The organism is Peptoniphilus pacaensis (assembly GCF_900088125.1).
Classification (GTDB): domain Bacteria; phylum Bacillota; class Clostridia; order Tissierellales; family Peptoniphilaceae; genus Aedoeadaptatus; species Aedoeadaptatus pacaensis.
Map to the genome: position 1 here is coordinate 1,081,019 of NZ_FLQT01000003.1, position 20,851 is coordinate 1,101,869.

The window sequence follows — 20,851 nt, forward strand, 5'->3', positions numbered from 1 at the left end:
ACCACCTTGATACAATACTCGGGTATGGACCCGTAGTTCAGCTGGATAGAATGTTGCCCTCCGAAGGCAGAGATCGTTGGTTCGAATCCAATCGGGTCCGCCAATTGCAGAGTGGTCGAATGGCTTGCGGGCCGTTCGGCCGCTTTTTTATGCAATAGAAAAGACTTGTAAAAAAGAGGCAACACCTGTATAATGATTAAGTAAGTTGCTACGGGGTGTGGCGCAGTTTGGTAGCGCACATGGTTTGGGACCATGGGGTCGAAGGTTCAAATCCTTTCACCCCGACCACTCTATTCAATTTCACAGCGGGGTGTAGCGCAGTTTGGTAGCGCGCATGCTTCGGGAGCATGAGGTCGAAGGTTCAAATCCTTTCACTCCGACCATGATGAGATTCGCTTCGGCGAATCTTTTTTTTTTGCGGTGTTTGACAAGAATATAGCGATTTTGTCAGCGGGGCCTCTCTGTGGTATATTTAGTATGACTGTGGTCGCCACGTGCGGCCTGGCATGTACAGAAGAATGTGGTAATGCATGAGAAAGGAAAGTGCAATGGATTTTATTAAAGAGTTAAGCGGACGTTTAAGCTGCAAAGACACGCGGATCGTCTTTCCCGAAGGCGAAGATCCCAGAGTTCTTTGGGCAGCGGTTAAGCATCAAAAAGATGGCTTAATCCATCCCATCGTCATCGGTTTCAAAAATGAAATCGAAGCGACCGCTGAAAAAGAAGGTCTGGACATTTCCGAGCTGGACATCGTGGAAGTGGGCAATTACGAACACTTCGACGAGCTCGTGGAAAAATTTGTCGAACGCCGCAAGGGCAAAATTGATGAAACCCGTGCCCACGCACAACTTCACGATCCGAACTATTTGGGAACCATGATGGTCTATGCCGGCTATGCCGACGGTATGGTTTCCGGTGCGGTTCACACCACGGGCCAAACGGTTCTTCCCGCCCTGCAAATCATTAAGACAAAGAAGGGTGTCAGCCGCGTATCCGGTCTGTTTATTCTCTGCAAAGGTGAAGAAAGTTACCTCATGGCCGACTGCGCCATTAACACGGTCATGGATGCACCGACTTTAGCAGAAGTGGCAGCGACCACCGACGAAACTGCAAAGCAATTCGGTTTCGATCCCAAGATCGCCATGCTTTCCTTCTCCACCAAGGGCTCCGCTAAGAGCGACACGGTAAAGAAGGTAGAAGTGGCTACCTATCTGGTTAAGGAAGCGCATCCGGAAATTAAAGTGGACGGCGAACTTCAATTCGACGCCTCTATCGATCCCATCGTAGCAAAGAAAAAGGCGCCGGGTTCCGAAGTTGCAGGCCAAGCCAATGTCTTTATTTTCCCGGACTTGGAATGTGGAAATATCGGTTACAAGATCGCCCAATACCTCGGCGGCTTTACCGCCATCGGACCGGTGCTTCAAGGCTTGAATATGCCGGTTAACGACTTGAGCCGCGGCTGCAGCAAGGAAGAAGTTTATCAACTGGCTGTCATCACCGCCGTACAAGCCTGTCTCGGAAAATAATGAACGAAAAATCGGCCCGCAAGGGCCTTTTTTTCTATGAGGAAAAGGTGAGGATATGGATGCCTTTAATCGATTAAAAGAAAATTTAGCCGCCTATGACAAGGTGGCGGTGGCCTATTCCGGCGGGGTGGATTCGTCCTTTCTCATGGCCGCGGCCGTGGAGGTGCTGGGCGCGGAGAATGTGCTGGGGATTTATGCGGAAAACGGGCTCAATCCCCGCAGGGATCGCTTCGACGCTTACGTATTGGCGGAGATGATGGGCTGGCAGGTGAAGGTGGCGGACGTGGCTCTTATGGAGGACGACGATGTCGTCGCCAACGACGTGAACCGCTGCTACTATTGCAAGCGCAAGACCTTTGCCGCCGCCAAGGCTTTTGCCGAGGAAAATGGCTATGAGGTGCTCTTAGACGGCACCAATGTAGACGATCTTTCCGATCATCGGCCGGGCTTTAAGGCCCTCGTGGAGCTGGGCGTGGGGAGCCCATTAAAGGAGGCCGGCATCACCAAGGAAATGGTGCGCAAGCTGTCGAAGAGGGAATACGATCTGCCCACGTGGAACAAGCCATCCAACTCCTGCTTGGCCACGCGCATTCCCTACGGCACGCCCTTGACGAAGGAGGCCCTTCGCCTGGTGGAAGAGGGCGAGAGCTATCTCCACGAGCTGGGCTATTTAACCTGCCGCCTGCGCCTTCACGGCGATGTGGCCCGAGTGGAAATTCCCGTAGCGGATTTTCAAAAATTCATGCTCAATCACAGGGAAGATGTGGCGACCTATTTTAAGGAGCTGGGCATCACCTACACGGCACTGGACGTGGTGGGCTTTCGCTCCGGCTCCGGCAACGAAGGGTTGGATCAGTAATGCGGGCCCTTTACATCGATCCCTTCAGCGGGATCAGCGGCAATATGTTTATCGGCGCCATGGTGGACGGCGGCTTTTCGCCCAAGGGTTTTATCGAAGGCCTGGCGCCTTTGGGCATTGAAGATGACGATGTGATCTTCGAAAAGCGGGAAAAGAACGGCATCCTCGCCACCTACTTTAATTTAAAGAGCGAAGAAGATCATCATCACCATCACCACCATCGGGGCTTGGACGATATGCTTGCCATCATCGAAAAGAGCGGCTTCGAGAGGGAAGTGAAGGACCTGGCCAAGGACATCTTCCTGCCCCTCGCCGAAGCCGAGGCGTCGGTTCACGGCAAGAAGCTTCGCGAAGTCCATTTCCACGAGGTCGGGGAGCTGGACGCGGCGGTAGACGTCTTAGGTGCGGCCTACTACACCCTCTTAAGCGGAGTGGAAACCGTCTACGTGGGGAAGATCAACACCGGCGCCGGCATGGTGACTTGTGCCCACGGCAATTATCCCGTGCCCGCTCCCGCCACCGCCCATATTCTTTCGTCCCTGGACGTGCCCTTGGGAGGCGAGCTCGTGGAAGAAGAGCTTACCACTCCCACCGGCGCCGCCATTTTAAAGGGCATGAAGGCGAGCTACCGGCCCCGGCCCGAGGGACGGGTGCTGAAGGTGGCCTACGGGGCAGGTACGAGGGACAACGCCCTGGCCAATGTGCTCCGCCTCTTTTTCCTGGAGACGGAAGAGGCCCGTGCGCCGATCTTCTTTAGCTGCAATTTAGACGACATGACCGGCGAGGCCATGGGCTTTTGCATGGAGCGTCTCTTCGACGCCGGGGCGCGGGACGTGAGCTTTACGCCGATTTTTATGAAGAAGAATCGCCCGGGCTATCGCCTGGATATTTTAACGGACGGGGAGAAAGAGGCCGCCGTATTGGACGCCCTCTTCACCCACAGCACCACCTTGGGCGTAAAAAAATTTCCTCTGGAAAAAATCGAATTGCCTCGCACTTTTTGTCGAGTGGCAACGGAGGCGGGGCCCGTTGCGACGAAATTCGCCCGCTATAAGGATGTAGAAAAGGCGTCCCCGGAATACGAAGACCTGAGGGCCCTGGCCTTAGAGCGGGGCACCACATTGGATGCCGTGCGCCGGGCGTGGGAGTTGAGATCATGAAGAAGTATTACGCCGTGAAGGTAGGCAGGGAGCCGGGGATCTATCGTGACTGGGACAGCTGCAAGGCTCAGGTCCACGGCTTTAAAGGCGCCATTTACAAATCCTTTAAGACGGAAGAGGAAGCCCGCGTCTTTATGGGCGAGATCGCCGAGGAAAAGGATGATGCCGCCTACGACGCCGTGGCCTATGTTGACGGCTCCTATCGCCACGAAGACAGGTCCTACAGCTACGGCGTGTCCATGAGCTGGGAAGGGGGTAGCTGGGAGGACAGCTGCCGCTTCAGAGGCGATGAAGCCGCCATGCGCAATGTGGCGGGGGAAATTTTAGGGGCCACCGTGGCCATGAAGAAGGCCATTGAGTTAGGCTTTTCCAATATGAAGCTCTGCTACGACTACGCCGGCATCGAACACTGGGCCAAGGGCGAATGGCAGTGCAATAAAAAAGGAACCGCAGAATACAAAGCATTCTACGATTCCGTCAAAGACAAATTGGACGTTACTTTCGTAAAAATCGAAGCCCACAGCGGCGTGGAAGGCAACGAGCGCGCCGATGCCCTGGCCAAGGAAGCGGACTTTACCCCTCTTGCCGAAGGGTGATATTGTTTTTTTCAAATAGACTGACGGCGTAATCGTCGATGCGATAGGCGTTTTTGTAGACCACTTCCCGAATTCCCGCCTGAATTAATGCTTTTGTGCAGTTTAAACAGGGGAAATGGGTAACATAACAAATAGTGTCCTTGGTGGGGATGCCCTCCTTGGCACAGTACAAAAGCGCGTTCATTTCCGCGTGAATGGTGGCGATGCAATGGCCGTCGCGCATGGTGTGGCCCACGTCGTCGCAATGGGGATTGCCTGCCACGGAGCCGTTATAGCCCGTGGAGACGATGCGGTGGTCTTTATTGACCAGGACGCATCCCACAAAGGCCCGGTCGCAAGTGGAGCGGCTGGCCACAATTTCCGTGATTTGCATAAAATAGGTATCCCAAGATTTTCTCAAAGTAAGCCTCCTTTCGTTTAGTATAGCACGTGAGGAGAGAACGGTAAAAGGAGTAAGGAAAGGAATAGTATGAAACAGACAATGAGTGAGTTTAGAGAGTTTATTGCCAAGGGCAATGTCATGGACATGGCTGTCGGGGTCATCGTCGGCGGGGCCTTCGGAAAGATCGTCACCTCCTTGGTCAACGACATGCTTATGCCCCTAATCGGCCTCTTGCTCGGCGGCATCGACCTCACGAAAATGTACGTGGCATTGGACGGTAAGACCTATGCCAATCCCGTGGAAGCGGCGGAAAGCGGCGCGCCCATTTTGGCATACGGCAATTTCCTGCAAAACGTCATCGACTTTTTAATCATTGCCTTCGTTATCTTTATGGTCATTAAACAAATCGGCAAGATGAAGGATCACTTCATCCACACGGAAGAAGAAGCGCCCACGACGAAAGTCTGCCCCTTCTGTAAAGAAACGGTGCACATCGAAGCGACACGCTGCCCCCACTGCACCGCCGTTTTGGAGGATAAGTAGTGGCTAAAGGTTTGGTATTGGAAGGGGGCGGCGCCAAGGGCAGCTATCAGCTGGGCCTTTACCGCGCCCTTCAAGAAACAAAACCGGACATTCGCCTCGTCGTAGGCACGTCTATGGGCGCCCTGACGGGCGCCTTTGTTGTACAGGAAAACACCGATGTCTTGGAGGACATATGGCAAAAGTTCTCTCTCGAAGGGGGCAGGGAGCTGATGCTTTCTTTGGACCGGATGAAGAAGACACCGGACATTATTCAGGTGGCAAAAACCGCCCGCGCCGCCTTAAACTTGGATATGGCGCCTCTAAAGGAGCTGATCCACCGCCACGTGGACGAGGAGAAGATTCGCGCCTCCGAAGTGGGCTATGGTCTGGTGGTCTACAGCATGAGCGAGGGCAGGACGAAATATCTTTACATCGACGACATTCCCAAGGGCAAACTCAATCAATACATTTTGGCCAGCTGCGCCTATCCCGTCTTTCCGCCGGTGAAAATCGACGGCAAGCTCTACGTGGACGGCGGGGTGGGAGATAATCTGCCCTACGAAATGGTGTTGGCCAAGGGGCTCGAGCCCATTATCCTCAGGACCAATCCGCCGAAAGAAGGGGAGGCACTGCCGAAAGAGGCCACGATCTTGGGGCCCACGCGGCCCGTGGCCGATACCATGCACTTTGACGCCGATCTGGCGCCTTTACGCATGCAACAGGGCTATCTCCACGGCAGACGCATCCTTTCCGGCTGCGACGGCCTGGACTACACCTTCTATCCCCTATCGGAAAAAGAAGCCTTTCGCCGCCTCAGCGAATTATTTTTCGCCCGGACGGAAGACTTCCGCTACCTGGCCACGGCCAAGGGCAGCGGCGAGCGGGGCATTGTAGAAAATCTGTGGCCGGAGCTGGCACAGGCCCTGGAGCTTCCCGAGGATTACAGCTACAAGGCCCTCTTCATCGGCCTCTTGGAAGCGCGGGGCGAGCTGCTGCAGCTTCCGAAGGATCCATTCTACACCGTGGACGGCTTTTTAAAGGCTTTGGATGAGAAGAGCGACGTCCATCCCCGGGTGGTGAGCAAACTGGACCGAGTGCTCTATTTGTTATTTTGCGGAAAGAGGTTGGCCATTGGATAAAAAAGACATCGCGGACCTTTTAAACAGTCGCCGTCCCGAGCCCTTGGGCATGGAGCATCGCTACGCCGTCCTCTGCCCTCTCGTGGAGGTGGATGGCAGCTGGCACGTGATTTTTGAAAAGCGCTCCGCCTATTTGCGCAGCCACACCGGGGAAGTGTCCCTGCCCGGCGGCCGCATCGAAGAAGGCGAGACGCCGAAAGACGCCGCCATTCGCGAGACGGCGGAAGAGCTGAGGATACCGACCTCCGCCGTGGAAATTTTAGGCGAAAGCGACTATCTCCTCACTCGTCAAAACCAAGCCGTTCATTGCTTCGTGGGCATCCTCCGAGGCATCAGGCCGGAAGACATTCGCCCCGAGCCGGCGGAAGTGACCTATATCTTTACCGTGCCCCTTTCGTTTTTTCTCGAAACGGAGCCGGAAGTCCACGCCTTGGAATTTGAAAAAATCGAAGACGACAGCTTTCCCTACGATCTGGTGCCCTCGGACACGTCGGCCAGATTCAGCAATTACAGGGACCGTATTTTCTTTTATACAGGCGCCGAGAAGGAAGAGCAAATCGTCTGGGGCATGACGGCGAAAATCATGTACGGCGTGGCGCAACGCCTGAAGGCCGGGGAATAAATTACAAAAAGATGACATCGACGAAAACGCCTTGCGATGAGTTTTCTGAATTGATACAATAAGCCTCGCAAAAGTTACAAATTGTAACAAATCAATTCAGCGACACTTGGAACAAAGGAGTTTTCATCGTGATAAAAAAGACCGTTCTTCTCTCGGCATTGGCCGTGAGCCTGATCTTGCCCGCCACGGCGGAAGCAAAGACCGTCACCGTAGAACGCGAGGGATCCGCGCCCGCGTCCTACGAAACCGACGCCGCCACTGTCGGCGAATTTCTCTTGGAACAAGACATTCAGCTTGAAAAAGGCACCGTTCCCTTCCCCAGTGCATCGGAAGCCCTGAAAGAAGGCAACACCTTAAGCATTAAAAAGGGCTACACCATTACCGTCAAAGACGGCAAGCAAAGCTACACTCGCTCCACCACCTCCAACAAAGTGGCGGATATTTTAAAAGAGCTGAACATTAAGCTCGGCGAAAAAGACACGGTGACCCCGCCGATTAAAGGCACCGTGGAAGAAGGGGAAGTCCTTCGCATCAATCGCTACAAAGAGCGCACGGAAACCGTGACCCGCGACGTGCCCGTGGCCGTGGAGCGCAGAGACAATCCCGCCTTGGATGCCGGCACCGAGCGCGTCGTGCAACAGGGCGAAGCCGCCCGAGTGGAAGAAACGGTGCGCATCAGTACCGTCAACGGCGAAGAAACCGCCCGCCTCGTCCTCTCTTCCCGCGTCGTGAAAGACGGCAAGACGCAAATCGTGGAAGTGGGCACGAAGCCCGTGGAAAATATGATTCACGGCAAGAAGTACAAAAAGAAGATCGTGATGAAAGGGACCGCCTACGATCCCAGCGCCGGCAAGTGGACCGCCTCCGGCACCCGCGCCCGCGTCGGCGCCGTGGCCGTGGATCCCCGCGTCATTCCTCTGGGAACGAAGCTTTACATCGAAAGTGCCGACGGCTTCCCCACCTACGGATTTGCCGTGGCGGAAGACACGGGCGGCGCCATCAAGGGCAATCGCATCGACCTGTTTTATAACAGTCGCCGCGAAGCCTACAATTTCGGAAGACGAAATGTCATTGTCTACGTATTAGAAGATTAAGAAGACGCCTGCGGGCGTCTTTTTTTATTGGAAAACAAAGGTATCGAAAAATTCGATAGAGGGCGATCGATAGCGAAAAAACCGATGTTTAAAGGGCCGCTTATGGGATAAAAACATAAAAAGAAAGAAGGGATACCAATGAAAAACAAATTTTACGTTCTGGCATTAGCCCTCTGCGGTCTGTTAGCCCTTTCGGCCTGCTCGCCGAAGGCAGCCGACGAAGGAAATGCCGCGAAAGAAAACAAGACGGAAAACACCCAGGCAGCCAATGAAGAAAACAAAAACGCAGCCGAAACCGACGCCGCCGAAGCCACCGAACCCACTGCGGAAAACCCCATTGTCGTAGACAAGGAAAACAAAACGGTCAAGATCTATGCGGAAGTCAATGAAAAGTATAAAGACGAATCCACCATGCATATGGTCGTTTCCAAATCCGGTAAAGAAGCCGATCACGCCATGTTTAAATCCGACGCCAAGGCCTTGGATTTCTACGACGCACTGGACTCTTTAGGACTGAAGCCCGGCGACAATATGACCATGGACAATGCGGGAAAAGCCCAAGTGGAAGGCGACGCCCTGGACGTCACCTTTAAATTCGACGGCAACGACAAGGAATTCAAGATCGACGAAGTCGTCGACGATTCCTCCAAGCAACCTATCGATATTCGCTTCGGCGGTAATCACGACACCCAAGAAAAATTGAATACCGGCTGCATTACTTGCCTCTTGTCCTGCCCTGCAGGCATCACCTCCAACCACACCCATATGATCGGCGACGACGAAAAAGATAAGTTCACCTTAATGTTGAACAAAGATAATGTCCCCGCCGACAAGACGCCTGTGGTTATAACCTATACTGCAAAATAATCGAGCAGAAAAAAAGGCCCGCGAGGGTCTTTTTTCTTTTGGTGAAATTTCCAAGTCCCGCCGTCGAAAAAAACATCGGTATCAGCTGAAAAAGATATAAAATTTTCTTCAAAAAAAAAAAAAACAGGTGATATAATTAGCTAAAGAGGTCGCGGAAACAGAATGAGCATTCACCTGTTGCGGCAAGGGATAAGCCTCTTAATGGATAGCAAATAAACGAGCGACGACGAGCCGGCCGCCGTTTATATCACCCGGTGGCTCAAAGAACAGGAGTGTGTATTATGAAGATCCGATTACTGACAAAGGTGCTGGCCTTCGCATTGCTACTCAGCACACTGTCCATGACTCCGGTTTTTGCCGAGGCGAGCCCGAGTAAAGACAAGACCAAAGAGCCGATTGATACAGCTGTCGTTGAACGGATTATATCCTGCGGCGGCGGTTACATCGACGGCTACCCTGACGGAACTTTTCGTCCCGAAAAGCTCTTGACCCGGGCCGAAGCGGCTGCACTTATAGCGAAGTTGCAGCACCTGCCCTTGACGGACAAGAGAGCCGACACTTCATCCTGTGTGGACGGCTGGTACAATGCCTACATTAATGCCGTCGTGAAGAGCGGCTATATGAAGGGCTATCCTAACGGCGCCTTTGAGCCTAATGAGCCCATTATGCGCGGGGAATTTGCCAAGGTTCTCAGCGGCTTTTTAAGCGGAAAAGCGGCACCGAGTCCCTTTAAGGATATGGAAGGCAGCTGGGCAAAGGAAGCCGTGGACATGGTTTATGCCCAAGGCATTATTAAAGGCTATGAAGACAATACTTTCCGCCCCACATGCGACGTAACCCGCGCCGAAGCGGTGACTATGTTAAACCGCACCTTTAAGATTAAAAAAGCGACCGATGGAAAAATTTCCTTCTCCGATGTTTCGGAGGGTCACTGGGCTTACGATGACATCTTATCTGCAGCGGGGTACAGGTAAATAAAAATCGACGTCACGATGACGTGGCGTCGATTTTTTATGCGTTTATAAAGCTCAGGACGTTTATTTCGCGGTAATGTGGCTTTTTATGGCGTCGTTGGCCAGCTCTTTCGGCAGGAGATAGGCCTGAGTCGAGTCTTTGTAAAAGATATAGACGAAGTTTTCGTTTTCCACGGCGTAGCGAATGTCGTCGTAGGCGACGAAGAGCTTTTTGTCCTTCAAGCCCTTTTCGTCGATGAGGACGGTGTGTTTGCCGATGGGCAGATCCTTTTCCATTTTGCGTATGAGCTGCTTCAATTTTTTCTTCATGCTGCGGTTAAAGAAGAATTGGTAGAGAAAGGGCCACAGCACCAGGGCCACGGCCAAGGGCAGCAGTCCCTTTACCGGCTTTTTCGTCGCTACATAATAGGCGCCGATGGCCAAAAAAACGGCGATGGGGGTGATCATTTGTATGAGCATGGTCTTTTTCGCCGTGGGATTGTGTTTAAATAAATGCCACTGATAGGTAAAGTAATCCTCCTCGGTGACGGTAAATGTTTCTTTCATAGTGCCTCCTTATGAATGTATTGTACTGAAGTAAATGGACCTTGGCAAGGTGTTTAAAAGGCTCAAACGTGGTAATATAGACTGTAACAGAAGGAGGGAAACGGCGTGGCATATGTAGAATTTATCGAGTCGACGAAGACCTACGGCACGGGCGCGACCAAGACCGTGGCCAATGACAAGATCTCGTTTACCATCGAGAAGGGGGAATTTGTCGTCATCGTCGGTCCGTCGGGGGCCGGGAAGTCGACGATTTTAAATATATTGGGCGGCATGGACACCAACGATTCGGGCCAAGTGCTGGTGGACGGCAAGGACATCGCCGCCTTTTCCGACAAAGAGCTCACCACCTACCGCAGAAACGACGTGGGCTTTGTTTTTCAATTTTACAATTTGATTCCCAATTTAACGGCCCTGGAAAATGTGGAGCTGGCCAATGCCATCGTGGAGGACGCCTTGGATGCGGAAATGATTTTAGACCGCGTGGGCCTGGGCGAGCGCATGAACAATTTCCCGAGCCAGCTTTCCGGCGGGGAGCAACAGCGGGTGGCCATCGCCCGCGCCTTGGGGAAAAATCCCAAGCTGCTCCTTTGCGACGAGCCCACCGGGGCGTTGGATTATCAGACGGGGAAGAAGGTGCTGCTGCTTTTGGAAGAAAGCTGCCGCAAACACGCTCAAACCCTCATCGTCATTACCCACAACCGGGCCATTGCCGATGCGGCGGATCGGGTCATCGAAATTAACGACGCCAAGGTGCGGGCCATGTACCTAAACGAACATCCCATGCCTATTGAAGAAATCGAGTGGTAGTATGAGTCCGAGACAAAAAGATTTTTTACGGGAGATCACGGGGCACAAGATGCGCTTTTTCTCCCTGGTGGCCCTGGTGCTTTTAGGGGTCTTCGTCCTCGTGGGGCTCACGGTGACGGGACCCGTCATACGCCGCACCGTGGCCGACACGCTGGCGAAGTCCAATGCCTACGACCTGCGCCTTTCCGTCAGCGACGGTCTCAAGGACGAGGATTTGCACCTGATTAACGATCTGGAGGGTGTGCGGGACAAGGAGTATTTCCACACGGGCTATTTGACCACCAAGGAATTAAAGACCGTCTATCTCTCGTCTCTGCCGAAGCGGATCAGCACGCCCGATTTAAAGGAAGGGCGCCTGCCCCGGGCGAAGGATGAAATTGTGCTGGACCCCACTTTAAAGGACACGTATAAGCTCGGGGACGTGGTGGTCTTCGATAAGGAAGAGGATCCTTTCGACGAGGACGCCCCCGACATGATGGAGGGCTATGAATACAAGGTGGTGGGCTTTGCCACGAGCCCGGAATTTTTAGACAAGAGCGACAAGGGCACCACGCCCAAGGGCGACAAGATCGACGGCTACGGCTACGTCCTGCCCTTGGCTTTTAAAGACCCCACCATTACGGAAGTGCACTTTCTCTTCGACGATTTAAAGGGCGTGGCCGTATACAGCGACGATTTCAGGGCAATCAATGCCGCTCACAAAAAGGAGCTGCATCTTTTGTTTAAGGACCGGGGCGAGGCTCGGCTGGATGCCCTTTTGGCGGACAAGCGTAAGGATATTCGCGAAGGGGAAGAGGACATTCGCGAAGGCTACGACGAGCTGGACCGAGGAAAAGACAAGCTTGACGAAGGGGAAAAGAAGCTGGACGACGGCGCCCGCACCCTGCGGGACAATCGCGCCCGTTTTAATCTCGCCATCGGCCAAGGGGAAGGCCGCCTGGCCGATTCCCGCAAGAAGCTGGCCCAAGCCCGCAAGAGCATGCTCTTTCAAGAGGATCAATTGTCGGCGGGTGAAAAGGCCTTTTTAGACGGCAAAAACGCCATTGCCGCCGCCATGGCGGAGATTCAGGCCAAGGAGGCACAGGCGAAGGATTTGCCCGGTGAAATCGAAACGGCTCTGGAGAGCATGGCCAAGGAACAGGCGGCATTGGATCGAGCGAAAAAAATGCTCGACGCCGGCCAACTGCCTCCCGTCAGCCTGCCCGAATTGCCTTACAGCGACGAGGACATGGCCCGGGCGAAGGCGGTCGTCGCATCTAAGGGCGATGTCGCCGCCAAGAAAGGGGCGGTAAAGGAAAAAGCCGCGGCCATGAAGGCGGCGGACAAAGCCCTCCTGGACGCCAAGGTCGCCCTCCTGACTACCGGCGTGGACGGGGACAAGATCCAAAAGCAGATCGACGCCTTGGACAAGAGTCTGGCGGCTTTAAATGGAGAAAAGGAAAAGTCGGCGGATACCGATGCCGTGAACGAAAAAATTCGCCGCGCTGAAAAAGACAAGGCCGCTCTGGAAGAGAAGCTGAAAAACCCCGCCTATGTGGCGGCCAAAAAATCCGTCGACGAAAAGAAAAAGGCCGCCGATGCCGCGGAAGCCGCCTTTTCCGCCGCCACAGCCGATGTGGGCGCCGCGGAAGGGCGAGTAAAGGAGGCGGAGGAAAAAATCCGCCGCCAAGAAGACGCCATCGCCGCCCGAGATGCCGCCGTAAAGAAAATGGCGGACGGCCAAAAGGCCCTTCGTTCGGAAAAGGAAGCCCTGGAAGCCGCGAAAAGAGATTTGGCGGAAAAAGAAGCCCTGCTTTTGAAAAAGAAGGAAGAGACGGAAGCGGGCCGCGCCCAAGCCGAAGAAGGGCTCAAGGCCATGGAAGCGCACAAGGCCGAACTCCGTTCGAAAGAGGCGGAGCTGAAGGAAAAGGAAAAGACCTTAATCGAAGGTAAGGCCGCCATTCTCGCCGCCAAGGATCAATTAAAAGAAGGCGAAGCGGGTTACGAGGCGGGCGCCAAAGAGCTGGCCCTGAAAAAAGCCGAGGGCGAAGCGAAGCTCGATGAAGCATACGACGAGCTTATGGCCGGGCGAAAAGATTTGGACGAGGCGCGGGCCACTTATGAAAAGAAGCGGGAAGATGCCTTAAAAGATTTGGTCAAAGGCCAAGAAGATGTGGACCGGGCCAAGGAAATCCTGACGATTTTGAAAAAGCCCGACTACAAAATCACCCCCGTTAACGAAGAAATGCGCACCTTCGTCTTCTTGGACTACGGCAATCGGGTGGACAAGCTTTCCGCCGTCTTCCCCGTCTTTCTCTTTGCCATCGCCATGCTCCTCGCCTCCACGGTCATGAACCGCATGGTGGACGACGACCGCATGATCATCGGCACCTACAAGGCCCTGGGCTATTCCAACGGCGCCACGCGGCAAAAGTATTTGCGCTTCGGCACCTTGGCCGCACTCATCGGCGGCATTCCCGGCGCCTTTTTGGGAAATTACGTACTGAGCCGGGTCATCGCCGACGGCTATTTGTCCAGCGGCATATTCGACAAGCTGTCCATTTCCCTGTACCCGGTGCAAATCCTCGTCGCCATCGTCATCGGCATGGTGGCCACAGGCCTCGTGGCCTATGTGAGCGTGGAGCGCAGCCTGAAGCTGAAAACCGCCGCCCTTCTCATGCCCAAGCCCCCGGCCAAGGGTACGCGGATTTTCCTCGAACACTTTAAAGGTCTGTGGAGCCGGCTGTCCTTCTTCCACAAAGTGACGGCGCGGAATCTTTTCCGCGACAAAAAGCGCATGGCCATGACCATCGTCGGCGTCATGGGCTGCGTAGCCCTCCTGGTTCTGGGCTTCGGCATTCGCACCTCCGTGGACGGCTTGGTGGAAAAACAATTCGACGTGCTCAATCGCTACGACCACATTATTTTCTACGAGCCCCTATTGGATAAAAAGGCCCACGAGGCCTATAAGAAAAAGATCGCCGAAGACAAAAATATTCGCGCCAAGGCCACGGCCTATGTGGAAAACCTGGATGTGGACGACGAAGGTTCTATCGACCAGCCCGTCACCATGATCGTGCCCGAAAGCGGAAAGGAACTGAAAAAGCTGGTGACCCTGAGAAATCGGAAGACCGGCGAAGACATTCCTTTAAAAGGCACGGTGATTACGGAAAAACTCGCCGTCATTAAAAAGGTGAAGCCGGGAGACAGTATTCGGATCAAAGATGGTGACGACAAGGCATACGATGTGCCCGTGGCCGCCATCGCCGAAGCCTACGCCGGCCACTCCATGTATATGGACAAGGCGAGCTACGAAAAAATCTTCCACAAAGACTACAAGGCCAATGCCGATCTCATCGAAACCGGGGGAGCCGACGCATCCTACTACAAAGACTTCGATTCCGTGGTGGCCTTTACCGGCATCGGCGACATGCGCGACATGGTGGATGAAATCGCCGGCAACATAAACTTTATCGTCTTCGTCATTTTGGCCGCCTCCTCCACCTTGGCAGTGGTGGTCATCTCCACATTGACGAACATCAATATCGAAGAGCGGCGCCGGGAAATTTCCACCATTCGCGTCCTGGGCTTCTATCCGAAAGAAGTGACCCGCTATATTTACAGAGAAACCGGCGTCTTGACCGCCGTGGGGATTCTGTTGGGCTTTATCGTGGGCATGGGCATGCACCTTTTGGTCATTCGCGTGGTGGTGCCCGACTTCGCCATGTTGGATCCCAGCTTAGGTCTTTTAAACTATCTCCTGCCCGCCGTCATCACCTTGATTATTTCGGCGATCCTCATGGGCTACTTCCACAAAAAACTTCAAACCATCGACATGGTGGAAGCCCTGAAGAGCGTGGAATAACTTGACTGATAGAAGCGGTCGTGTTAGCATAGTGGAATGGAAAAAGGGCCGATGCGCCCTTTTTCATTTGTCTAAAAAAACGGGAGGTGACCGATGGAAGAAAACAGAATGGGTTATGAACCCATACCGCAGCTTTTAATGCGCATATCCCTGCCCATTGCCCTGTCCATGCTCGTTCAGGGCCTGTACAATATCGTGGACAGCATCTGGGTGTCGCGGGTGGGCGAAAAAGCCCTGGCCGCGGTGAGCGTGGCCTTTCCCCTGCAAATGCTCATTACCGCCTTTGCCATCGGCGTCGGCGTGGGCATGAACGCCCTTTTGAGTCGCCACCTGGGGGCGAAAAACTTTCGGGAAGCCAATCTCTGCGCCCAACACGGCCTGCTCTTGAGCATGATCGTGGCCCTGATCTTTGCCCTCTTCGGCACCATGACGGCACCGAAGCTCGTGGCCATGCAGACATCGGATCCCGAAATCATCAGAGAAGGGGTGCGCTACCTGAACATCTGCTTCCTATTCAGCATCGGAATCTGCGGCCAAATCTGCATGGAGCGGCTCCTGCAGTCCACGGGCCTCGCCCTTTACAGCATGTACACGCAGCTCTTCGGCGCCGTACTCAACATCATCCTGGATCCCTTCCTCATATTCGGCTGGGGCTTTTTCCCGGAAATGGGCGTTACCGGCGCGGCCATCGCCACGGTCACCGGACAAATCCTCGCCTTCTTCTTCGGCCTCTATTTAAATATGAAGCGGAATAGGGAAGTCAATCTGAAGCAAGATCGCTTCCATATAAACGGAGCCATCGTCAAAGGCATATTGGCCGTGGGCATCCCCTCGGCCATTATGATATCCGTCAACTCCGTTTCCGTCTTTCTCATCAACGCCATCCTCGCCGTCTTCGGCTCCGCCGCCGTGGTGGCTCTGGGCATCTATTACAAAGTACAAAGCTTCATCTTTATGCCCATCTTCGGCGTGAACAACGGCCTGGTCCCCATTATCGCCTACAATTACGGCGCCGGGCACCGCGAGCGAATCTACGAAGTCATCAAGCTGGCCTACAAAGTGGCCCTGATCTTTATGGGCCTGGGCTTTCTCATCTTCCAAATCTTCCCCGCACAGCTCATGGGCTTTTTCGATCCTTCGCCGGAACTTTTGTCCATCGGCGTCGTGGCCCTCAGGATCATTTCCGTCTCCTTTATCTTCGCCGCCGTGAGCATCATCAGCTCCGGCATCTTTCAATCATTGGGAAACGGCATCCTCAGCATGATCGTCAACCTGGTTCGCCAACTGATTTTCATCGTGCCTTTGGCCTATCTCTTTTCGAAAACCGGCGTCCTTACCTATGTGTGGCTCGCCTATCCCATCGCGGAAATGGGCGCCATGTTGATCGCCATCGCCTTTGTAAAAAAAGTCAACGAGGAAGAGATCAAACCCATAGTGGAAAACGAATAGCTTTTTTCAGTGCACCGGTCGGTGCACTTTTTTGGTATAGAGAAAGGTTTTGACTAAAAGAAATTTCTATATATTTAAAAATCCGCTGTTTATCACTTTTCCGGGTCGTTCACTTCTTGACGGTCTCGGCTCCTATTGCTATAATCACAAATGAGGTTGAAATCCATCATCCGACAAAAAACGATTTTTTCCCCGATCATATCCGTCCGCGGATAGGACTCAGTATGTATGAAGGAGTTGTAGAAATGGGAAGACAGTTCAAGTATTTTCTGAAGCAAGGCGTCGGCGCTCCCCCGGTTACCTGCGTTAAAAAAGGTGACGAAGTTAAGCGCGGCCAAGTCATCGCCGATTACGAACCGGAAAAATTAAGTGTACCGCTGCACACATCCGTAACCGGCAAGGTTGTCGACGTACAAGAAGATTACATCATCGTCGAACAAACCGATACATCTGACGATTACGTCAAATTGGAAGAAGGCAAAGACGTAGCCGAAACCGTACGTCGCGCCGGCATTTTAGGCATGGGTGGCGCAGGCTTCCCCGCTTACGTGAAATTGGGCACGGATTTACACAAGGGCGGCTTCATTCTCTGTAACGCAGCTGAATGTGAACCGATCCTCGAACACAACATGACCCAAATCATGGAAGAAACCGACGCTCTCATAGACGGTATGCGTATCGCTATGGAAGCAACCGGTGCCGACAAGGGTATTATCGGTATTAAGTTAAAACACAAAGAAGAAATCAAACATATTAACGGCATCTTAAAGGAAAAGGGCATTAAAGACATTCGCGTGCTGCCTCTTCGCAACATCTACCCCGTAGGGGAAGAACGTGCTTTGGTTCGCGACACCATTAATGTTTTGATCCCCCCGGGAGGACTCCCTGCAGCAGCCGACGCCGTGGTCTTTAACGTAGAAACTCTCTGCGCTATCGCTCACGCCGTCAACGACTTAAAACCCTGTATCGACAAATACGTCACCATCGCCGGCAAGTTCAAGAAATTCAAGAACAAAGGGGACAAGGAAGTTATTCACATTCCCTACGGCATGATGATCGACGATATTATCGAAGATTTCGGCGGCTTGGATGAGCCCATCGGCGAAATCTTAATCGGCGGACCCTACACCGGTCGTCGCAACAAAGAAAACAACGCCATCTACAAATTATACGGCGGCGTTACCGCAACGGAACCCTTCGAAAAGGCAAAAGGCCCCATGGGCATCATTCAATGTGCTTGCGGTCCCTGCAAGGAAAGATTGTATGAAATCGCTCAATCCTTAGGCCAAGAGCCCATCGATTACCGCGTCTGCAAGAATGCCGTCGAACAAAAGAACGGCACCTACAAGTGCAAAGACCCCGGAAACTGCCCGGGTCAAGCAGAACACATTTTGGCATTTAAGAAACAAGGTTGCGAATCCGTCCTCATCGGTCACTGCTCCGACTGTACCAACACGGTTATGGCATCGGCACCGAAGGCCGGCCTCGAAGTACACCACGCAACTGACACGCCCCTCAGAACCATGGGCCGTCCGTTGATCCGTATTTTCGACGAAAGCATCCTTTAATTAACAAAAAGAAAGGGAGGAGACTATGGGTATAGGTCCTTCGACAAAAGAGACTAGTTTACACCACTTCCGGGACCCGATGGTGGATGTCCTGGGTCAAGATACTGACATCGATTTTCAAGGCGTCGTCATTGTAGGCACGCCCCAAGATAACGAAGACAAGTACTTCGTCGGTACCCGCGCCGCTTCCTGGATTGAAGGCATGCGCACCGACGGTGTCATCCTCTCCGCAGACGGTTGGGGCAACTCCCACGTGGACTTCGCCAATACCTGGGAAGAACTGGGTAAGCGCGGCATTCCCACTGTCGGCGTCACATTCCAAGGAAAACAAGCGTCGTTTGTCGTTAAAAACAAATACATGAACACGCTGGTGGATATTAACAAATCAGAACAAGGCATCGAGACGGAAGTTGTCGGCGAAAACAATGTCGACGAAATGGACGCTCGAAAAGCCGTGGCCCTTTTGAAATTAAAAATTCGAAAAGAAGGTCGCAAGTAAACAAATGAGAACCCGGCTGGATGTCGGGTTCTTTTTTTGTGCTCTTTTTCTTTGTTGAAATGGGCAAGGTAAGATTGACAAGGCTTATTGATTCTTCCGATAGACAAAGAGATAAGGGGAAAAATGCAAATGACAAAAAGAGAGAAAATGAAAATGTGAAAATCACGTGAACTTTCAAGTCCGCTGCCTGCAACGGTTTTGGGGAATGCGCAGGAAAACACTGATAGATAAATCACATAAGCATATAGATTAGAAAAACGAATAACTCTTCGGTTTCTGTAGAATATTTTAATACGCCCATACAATTATTGACTAAAGTTTGCACTGATTGTTATGATGTAGTCATGACAGAGCGATAAAAAAGGGCTTTCGGGCGGACATCGGATGTGCATCTTGTCGACCAAACAATTTATTGTGAAGGGTCGGGGAGGTGTTTGGTACGACGCTTTCCACGACACAGGTTTTTTAAAAGGATCCGTAAAAAACCATTGGCTTTTTTCGTCGAAAGATGCCTCTTTGGATGTATAGCACGATTGTTTATCGCAATGGCTGCAAAGGCTCATCTAGTCTTTGCGTAAGTAGACATATTCTTATCCTATTTTTTAGGACTGAAGGAGGCTGTAAATGTCACTAACCAATGAACAACTACAAGCGCATTTAAAAGATCCTGCTGTTTTTTGCTGCCGTACTCCGAAGGGTACGAAGATTTCTGCAGATAACTTGGAAGATCCCGGCTTGTTCCCCGACATGGTTGATGCGGGCTTAATCGAACTGTCCGACAACGGTTTGACCATCGAACAAGTTTTAGGCGCAACGCTTCTGGAAGATGCAGATGCGTTAGTTTCCATTACTGCCGATTTGCTTGACGCAGTTCAAGAACCGGCAAAAGCTGAAGCGGAAGAAAAACCGGCAGCAGAAGAAAAAGCAACTATGACTCAAGATCCCGTAGGAGGAAGCGGCATGATTCGTATTGAAATCGGCAAGGCTGAAAAATTTGACGGATTAAAGCTTGAAGTTCCCGTATTAGCCGGCGGTGCACAAGGTGCTGTCGCCGGAGGAGCTGCGCCTGTAGTTGGCGAAAAAAAGGTACTCCATAAGCTCGTCAAAAAGCATATTAAGATCACCGATGCAAAGATCGGCAACGAAACGTCCATTAAAGACGGCGTTATTACCATTGACAAGAATATCGTAAAAGAAGCGCTTAAAGAAGACGTTCTCGTTAAGAGCTTGGAACTCGACGTTATCCATCCCGACAACCGTCACGTTGAAACGGAAACCATTATGGACGTCGTGCCCATCGCTACGAAGATCGAAGGCAAATTAGGCGAAGGCGTTACCAAGATCGTCGACGGCGCCGTATTTATGCTGACCGGTGTCGATGAAGACGGCGTTCAAATCCACGAATTCGGTTCTTCCGAAGGTTACCTGGATGAGCAAATGTTCTTCGGTCACCCGGGCTGTGCAGACGAAAACGACATCATCATTCGTTGCCATGCCGTGGTACAACGCTTAACCGGTATGACGAGACCGGGTCCCTTGGCTGCACACAAATGCCAAGACCACATCATCCAAGCTGTTCGTAATGAATTGAAAGATTACGAAGGCGAAGTTGTGAAAGAAGAAGTTTGCGAAGACGTCCGTCACCCGGGCAAACCCCGTATCCTCCTCGTTAAGGAAATCATGGGCCAAGGCGCTATGCACGATAACTGCTTGTGCCCTAATGAACCTTGTGGCGTTGCAGGCGGCCGTATGAACGTCGACTTAGGTAACGTTCCCCTCGTATTAAACTCCAATGAAATCAGAGACGGTGCCGTTCACGCCTTAACCTGCATCGGGCCGGCAACGAAAGAAATGACCCGTCACTATATTCGTGAACCACTCATCGAAGGTTTAGCTGAAGACGACGAAATCGACTTAGTCGGGGTTTGCTTGGTCGGTTCTCCCCAAGTAAATGACGAAAAAATGTGGGTTTCTGAACGTCTCGGATCGACTTTAGACTCCCTGTCCTTAGACGGCGTAATTATTACCACCGAAGGTTTCGGCAACAACCACATCGACTTCGTCGAACACATTGGTCAAGCCGGCTCCAGAGGCATTCCCGTCGTCGGTGTATCCTTCTGTGCCTACCAAGGTCAATTGGTCGTCGGTAACGAATTTGCCGATGCCATGGTCGAAGAAAACTTGGACGCAGGCGGATTCGAAAACGACATCGCCGGATGTAACTGTATTACGCCGGAAGTCGCTGCAAGAGCTATCCAAATGCTTAAGAACAAAATCGAAGGCGTTAAAGTTCTTCCTGCCGAAAAGAAATGGAACCATGCCGTTATCAATGAAAACAACAAGATTTTAGGTTTACCTGAAAGCAAACTTGTCGAAAGCGGTACGGATCACTAAGCC

The 20,851-nt window shown here is 52.5% G+C and carries 18 protein-coding genes and 3 tRNA genes; 19 read left to right on the forward strand and 2 right to left on the reverse strand.

Annotated features, from left to right (window positions below; all coding sequences use genetic code 11):
- Positions 1-26: 26 nt before the first annotated feature.
- The 7 genes from BN7444_RS05080 to BN7444_RS05110 all read left to right on the forward strand — a co-directional run bounded on the left by BN7444_RS05080 (position 27) and on the right by BN7444_RS05110 (position 4,141).
- Positions 27-103: transfer RNA gene (locus tag BN7444_RS05080), tRNA-Arg, on the forward strand.
- Between the two features lie 108 nt (positions 104-211).
- Positions 212-288 (forward strand) — tRNA-Pro (locus BN7444_RS05085).
- A gap of 18 nt (positions 289-306) precedes the next feature.
- Positions 307-383, forward strand: a tRNA-Pro gene (locus tag BN7444_RS05090).
- A 165-nt stretch (positions 384-548) separates the two neighbouring features.
- Positions 549-1,526, forward strand: a complete 978-nt coding sequence (gene pta, locus BN7444_RS05095) for a phosphate acetyltransferase (protein ID WP_068456645.1) — start codon at positions 549-551, stop codon at positions 1,524-1,526.
- A 55-nt stretch (positions 1,527-1,581) separates the two neighbouring features.
- Entirely contained in the window at positions 1,582-2,385 is an 804-nt protein-coding gene (larE, locus tag BN7444_RS05100; RefSeq protein WP_068456649.1) for an ATP-dependent sacrificial sulfur transferase LarE, read from the forward strand.
- The gene (gene larC / locus BN7444_RS05105) at positions 2,385-3,545 is read left to right on the forward strand and encodes a nickel pincer cofactor biosynthesis protein LarC (protein ID WP_068456651.1); all 1,161 of its coding nucleotides are present in this window, start codon (positions 2,385-2,387) and stop codon (positions 3,543-3,545) included. The genes larE and larC overlap by 1 nt, the downstream gene beginning before the upstream one ends.
- Positions 3,542-4,141: a ribonuclease H1 domain-containing protein gene (locus tag BN7444_RS05110; RefSeq protein ID WP_068456654.1), complete on the forward strand. Its 600-nt coding sequence runs from the start codon at positions 3,542-3,544 to the stop codon at positions 4,139-4,141. The genes larC and BN7444_RS05110 overlap by 4 nt, the downstream gene beginning before the upstream one ends.
- Here the strand turns inward: BN7444_RS05110 and BN7444_RS05115 are convergent.
- On the reverse strand, positions 4,119-4,541 hold the full coding sequence (locus BN7444_RS05115) for a deoxycytidylate deaminase (protein WP_068456657.1): 423 nt from the start codon (positions 4,539-4,541) through the stop codon (positions 4,119-4,121). The genes BN7444_RS05110 and BN7444_RS05115 overlap by 23 nt on opposite strands.
- A 69-nt stretch (positions 4,542-4,610) precedes the next feature.
- Between BN7444_RS05115 and mscL the strand changes: the two genes are divergently transcribed.
- The 6 genes from mscL (at position 4,611) to BN7444_RS05145 (ending at position 9,741) form a co-directional block, all read left to right on the forward strand.
- A complete protein-coding gene (gene mscL / locus BN7444_RS05120) occupies positions 4,611-5,066 on the forward strand; it encodes a large conductance mechanosensitive channel protein MscL (protein ID WP_068456660.1) in 456 nt (151 codons plus the stop codon).
- A complete protein-coding gene (locus BN7444_RS05125) occupies positions 5,066-6,184 on the forward strand; it encodes a patatin-like phospholipase family protein (RefSeq protein ID WP_068456663.1) in 1,119 nt (372 codons plus the stop codon). Before mscL ends, BN7444_RS05125 begins: the two co-directional genes overlap by 1 nt.
- A complete protein-coding gene (locus BN7444_RS05130; protein ID WP_068456666.1) occupies positions 6,177-6,806 on the forward strand; it encodes an NUDIX hydrolase in 630 nt (209 codons plus the stop codon). Before BN7444_RS05125 ends, BN7444_RS05130 begins: the two co-directional genes overlap by 8 nt.
- Before the next feature lie 128 nt (positions 6,807-6,934).
- The gene (locus BN7444_RS05135; protein ID WP_082941280.1) at positions 6,935-7,900 is read left to right on the forward strand and encodes a 3D domain-containing protein; all 966 of its coding nucleotides are present in this window, start codon (positions 6,935-6,937) and stop codon (positions 7,898-7,900) included.
- 138 nt (positions 7,901-8,038) lie between these two features.
- Positions 8,039-8,767, forward strand: coding sequence for a YdjY domain-containing protein (locus tag BN7444_RS05140; RefSeq protein ID WP_245654196.1), 729 nt, complete (start codon positions 8,039-8,041; stop codon positions 8,765-8,767).
- A gap of 281 nt (positions 8,768-9,048) precedes the next feature.
- Positions 9,049-9,741: an S-layer homology domain-containing protein gene (locus BN7444_RS05145; protein ID WP_068456674.1), complete on the forward strand. Its 693-nt coding sequence runs from the start codon at positions 9,049-9,051 to the stop codon at positions 9,739-9,741.
- Between the two features lie 63 nt (positions 9,742-9,804).
- On the opposite strand, the gene BN7444_RS05150 is transcribed toward BN7444_RS05145, so the two are convergent.
- Positions 9,805-10,287 carry a hypothetical protein gene (locus BN7444_RS05150; RefSeq protein ID WP_068456677.1) on the reverse strand — a complete coding sequence of 161 codons (483 nt, stop codon included), beginning with the start codon at positions 10,285-10,287 and terminating at the stop codon, positions 9,805-9,807.
- Between the two features lie 105 nt (positions 10,288-10,392).
- On the opposite strand from BN7444_RS05150, the gene BN7444_RS05155 reads away from it, so the two are divergent.
- The 6 genes from BN7444_RS05155 to prdA all read left to right on the forward strand — a co-directional run bounded on the left by BN7444_RS05155 (position 10,393) and on the right by prdA (position 20,848).
- Entirely contained in the window at positions 10,393-11,094 is a 702-nt protein-coding gene (locus BN7444_RS05155; protein ID WP_068456681.1) for an ABC transporter ATP-binding protein, read from the forward strand.
- Between the two features lies 1 nt (position 11,095).
- Complete coding sequence (locus tag BN7444_RS05160; protein ID WP_068456683.1) at positions 11,096-14,938, forward strand: ABC transporter permease; 3,843 nt, start codon at positions 11,096-11,098, stop codon at positions 14,936-14,938.
- Between the two features lie 93 nt (positions 14,939-15,031).
- Positions 15,032-16,387, forward strand: coding sequence for an MATE family efflux transporter (locus tag BN7444_RS05165; protein ID WP_068456685.1), 1,356 nt, complete (start codon positions 15,032-15,034; stop codon positions 16,385-16,387).
- Positions 16,388-16,632: 245 nt separating this feature from the next.
- Positions 16,633-17,955 carry a proline reductase-associated electron transfer protein PrdC gene (gene prdC, locus BN7444_RS05170; RefSeq protein WP_068456688.1) on the forward strand — a complete coding sequence of 441 codons (1,323 nt, stop codon included), beginning with the start codon at positions 16,633-16,635 and terminating at the stop codon, positions 17,953-17,955.
- Positions 17,956-17,980: 25 nt separating this feature from the next.
- A complete protein-coding gene (locus tag BN7444_RS05175; protein WP_068456691.1) occupies positions 17,981-18,454 on the forward strand; it encodes a glycine/sarcosine/betaine reductase component B subunit in 474 nt (157 codons plus the stop codon).
- A gap of 624 nt (positions 18,455-19,078) precedes the next feature.
- Positions 19,079-20,848, forward strand: a complete 1,770-nt coding sequence (prdA, locus tag BN7444_RS05180) for a D-proline reductase (dithiol) proprotein PrdA (RefSeq protein WP_068456694.1) — start codon at positions 19,079-19,081, stop codon at positions 20,846-20,848.
- The last annotated feature ends 3 nt before the right edge of the window (positions 20,849-20,851 follow it).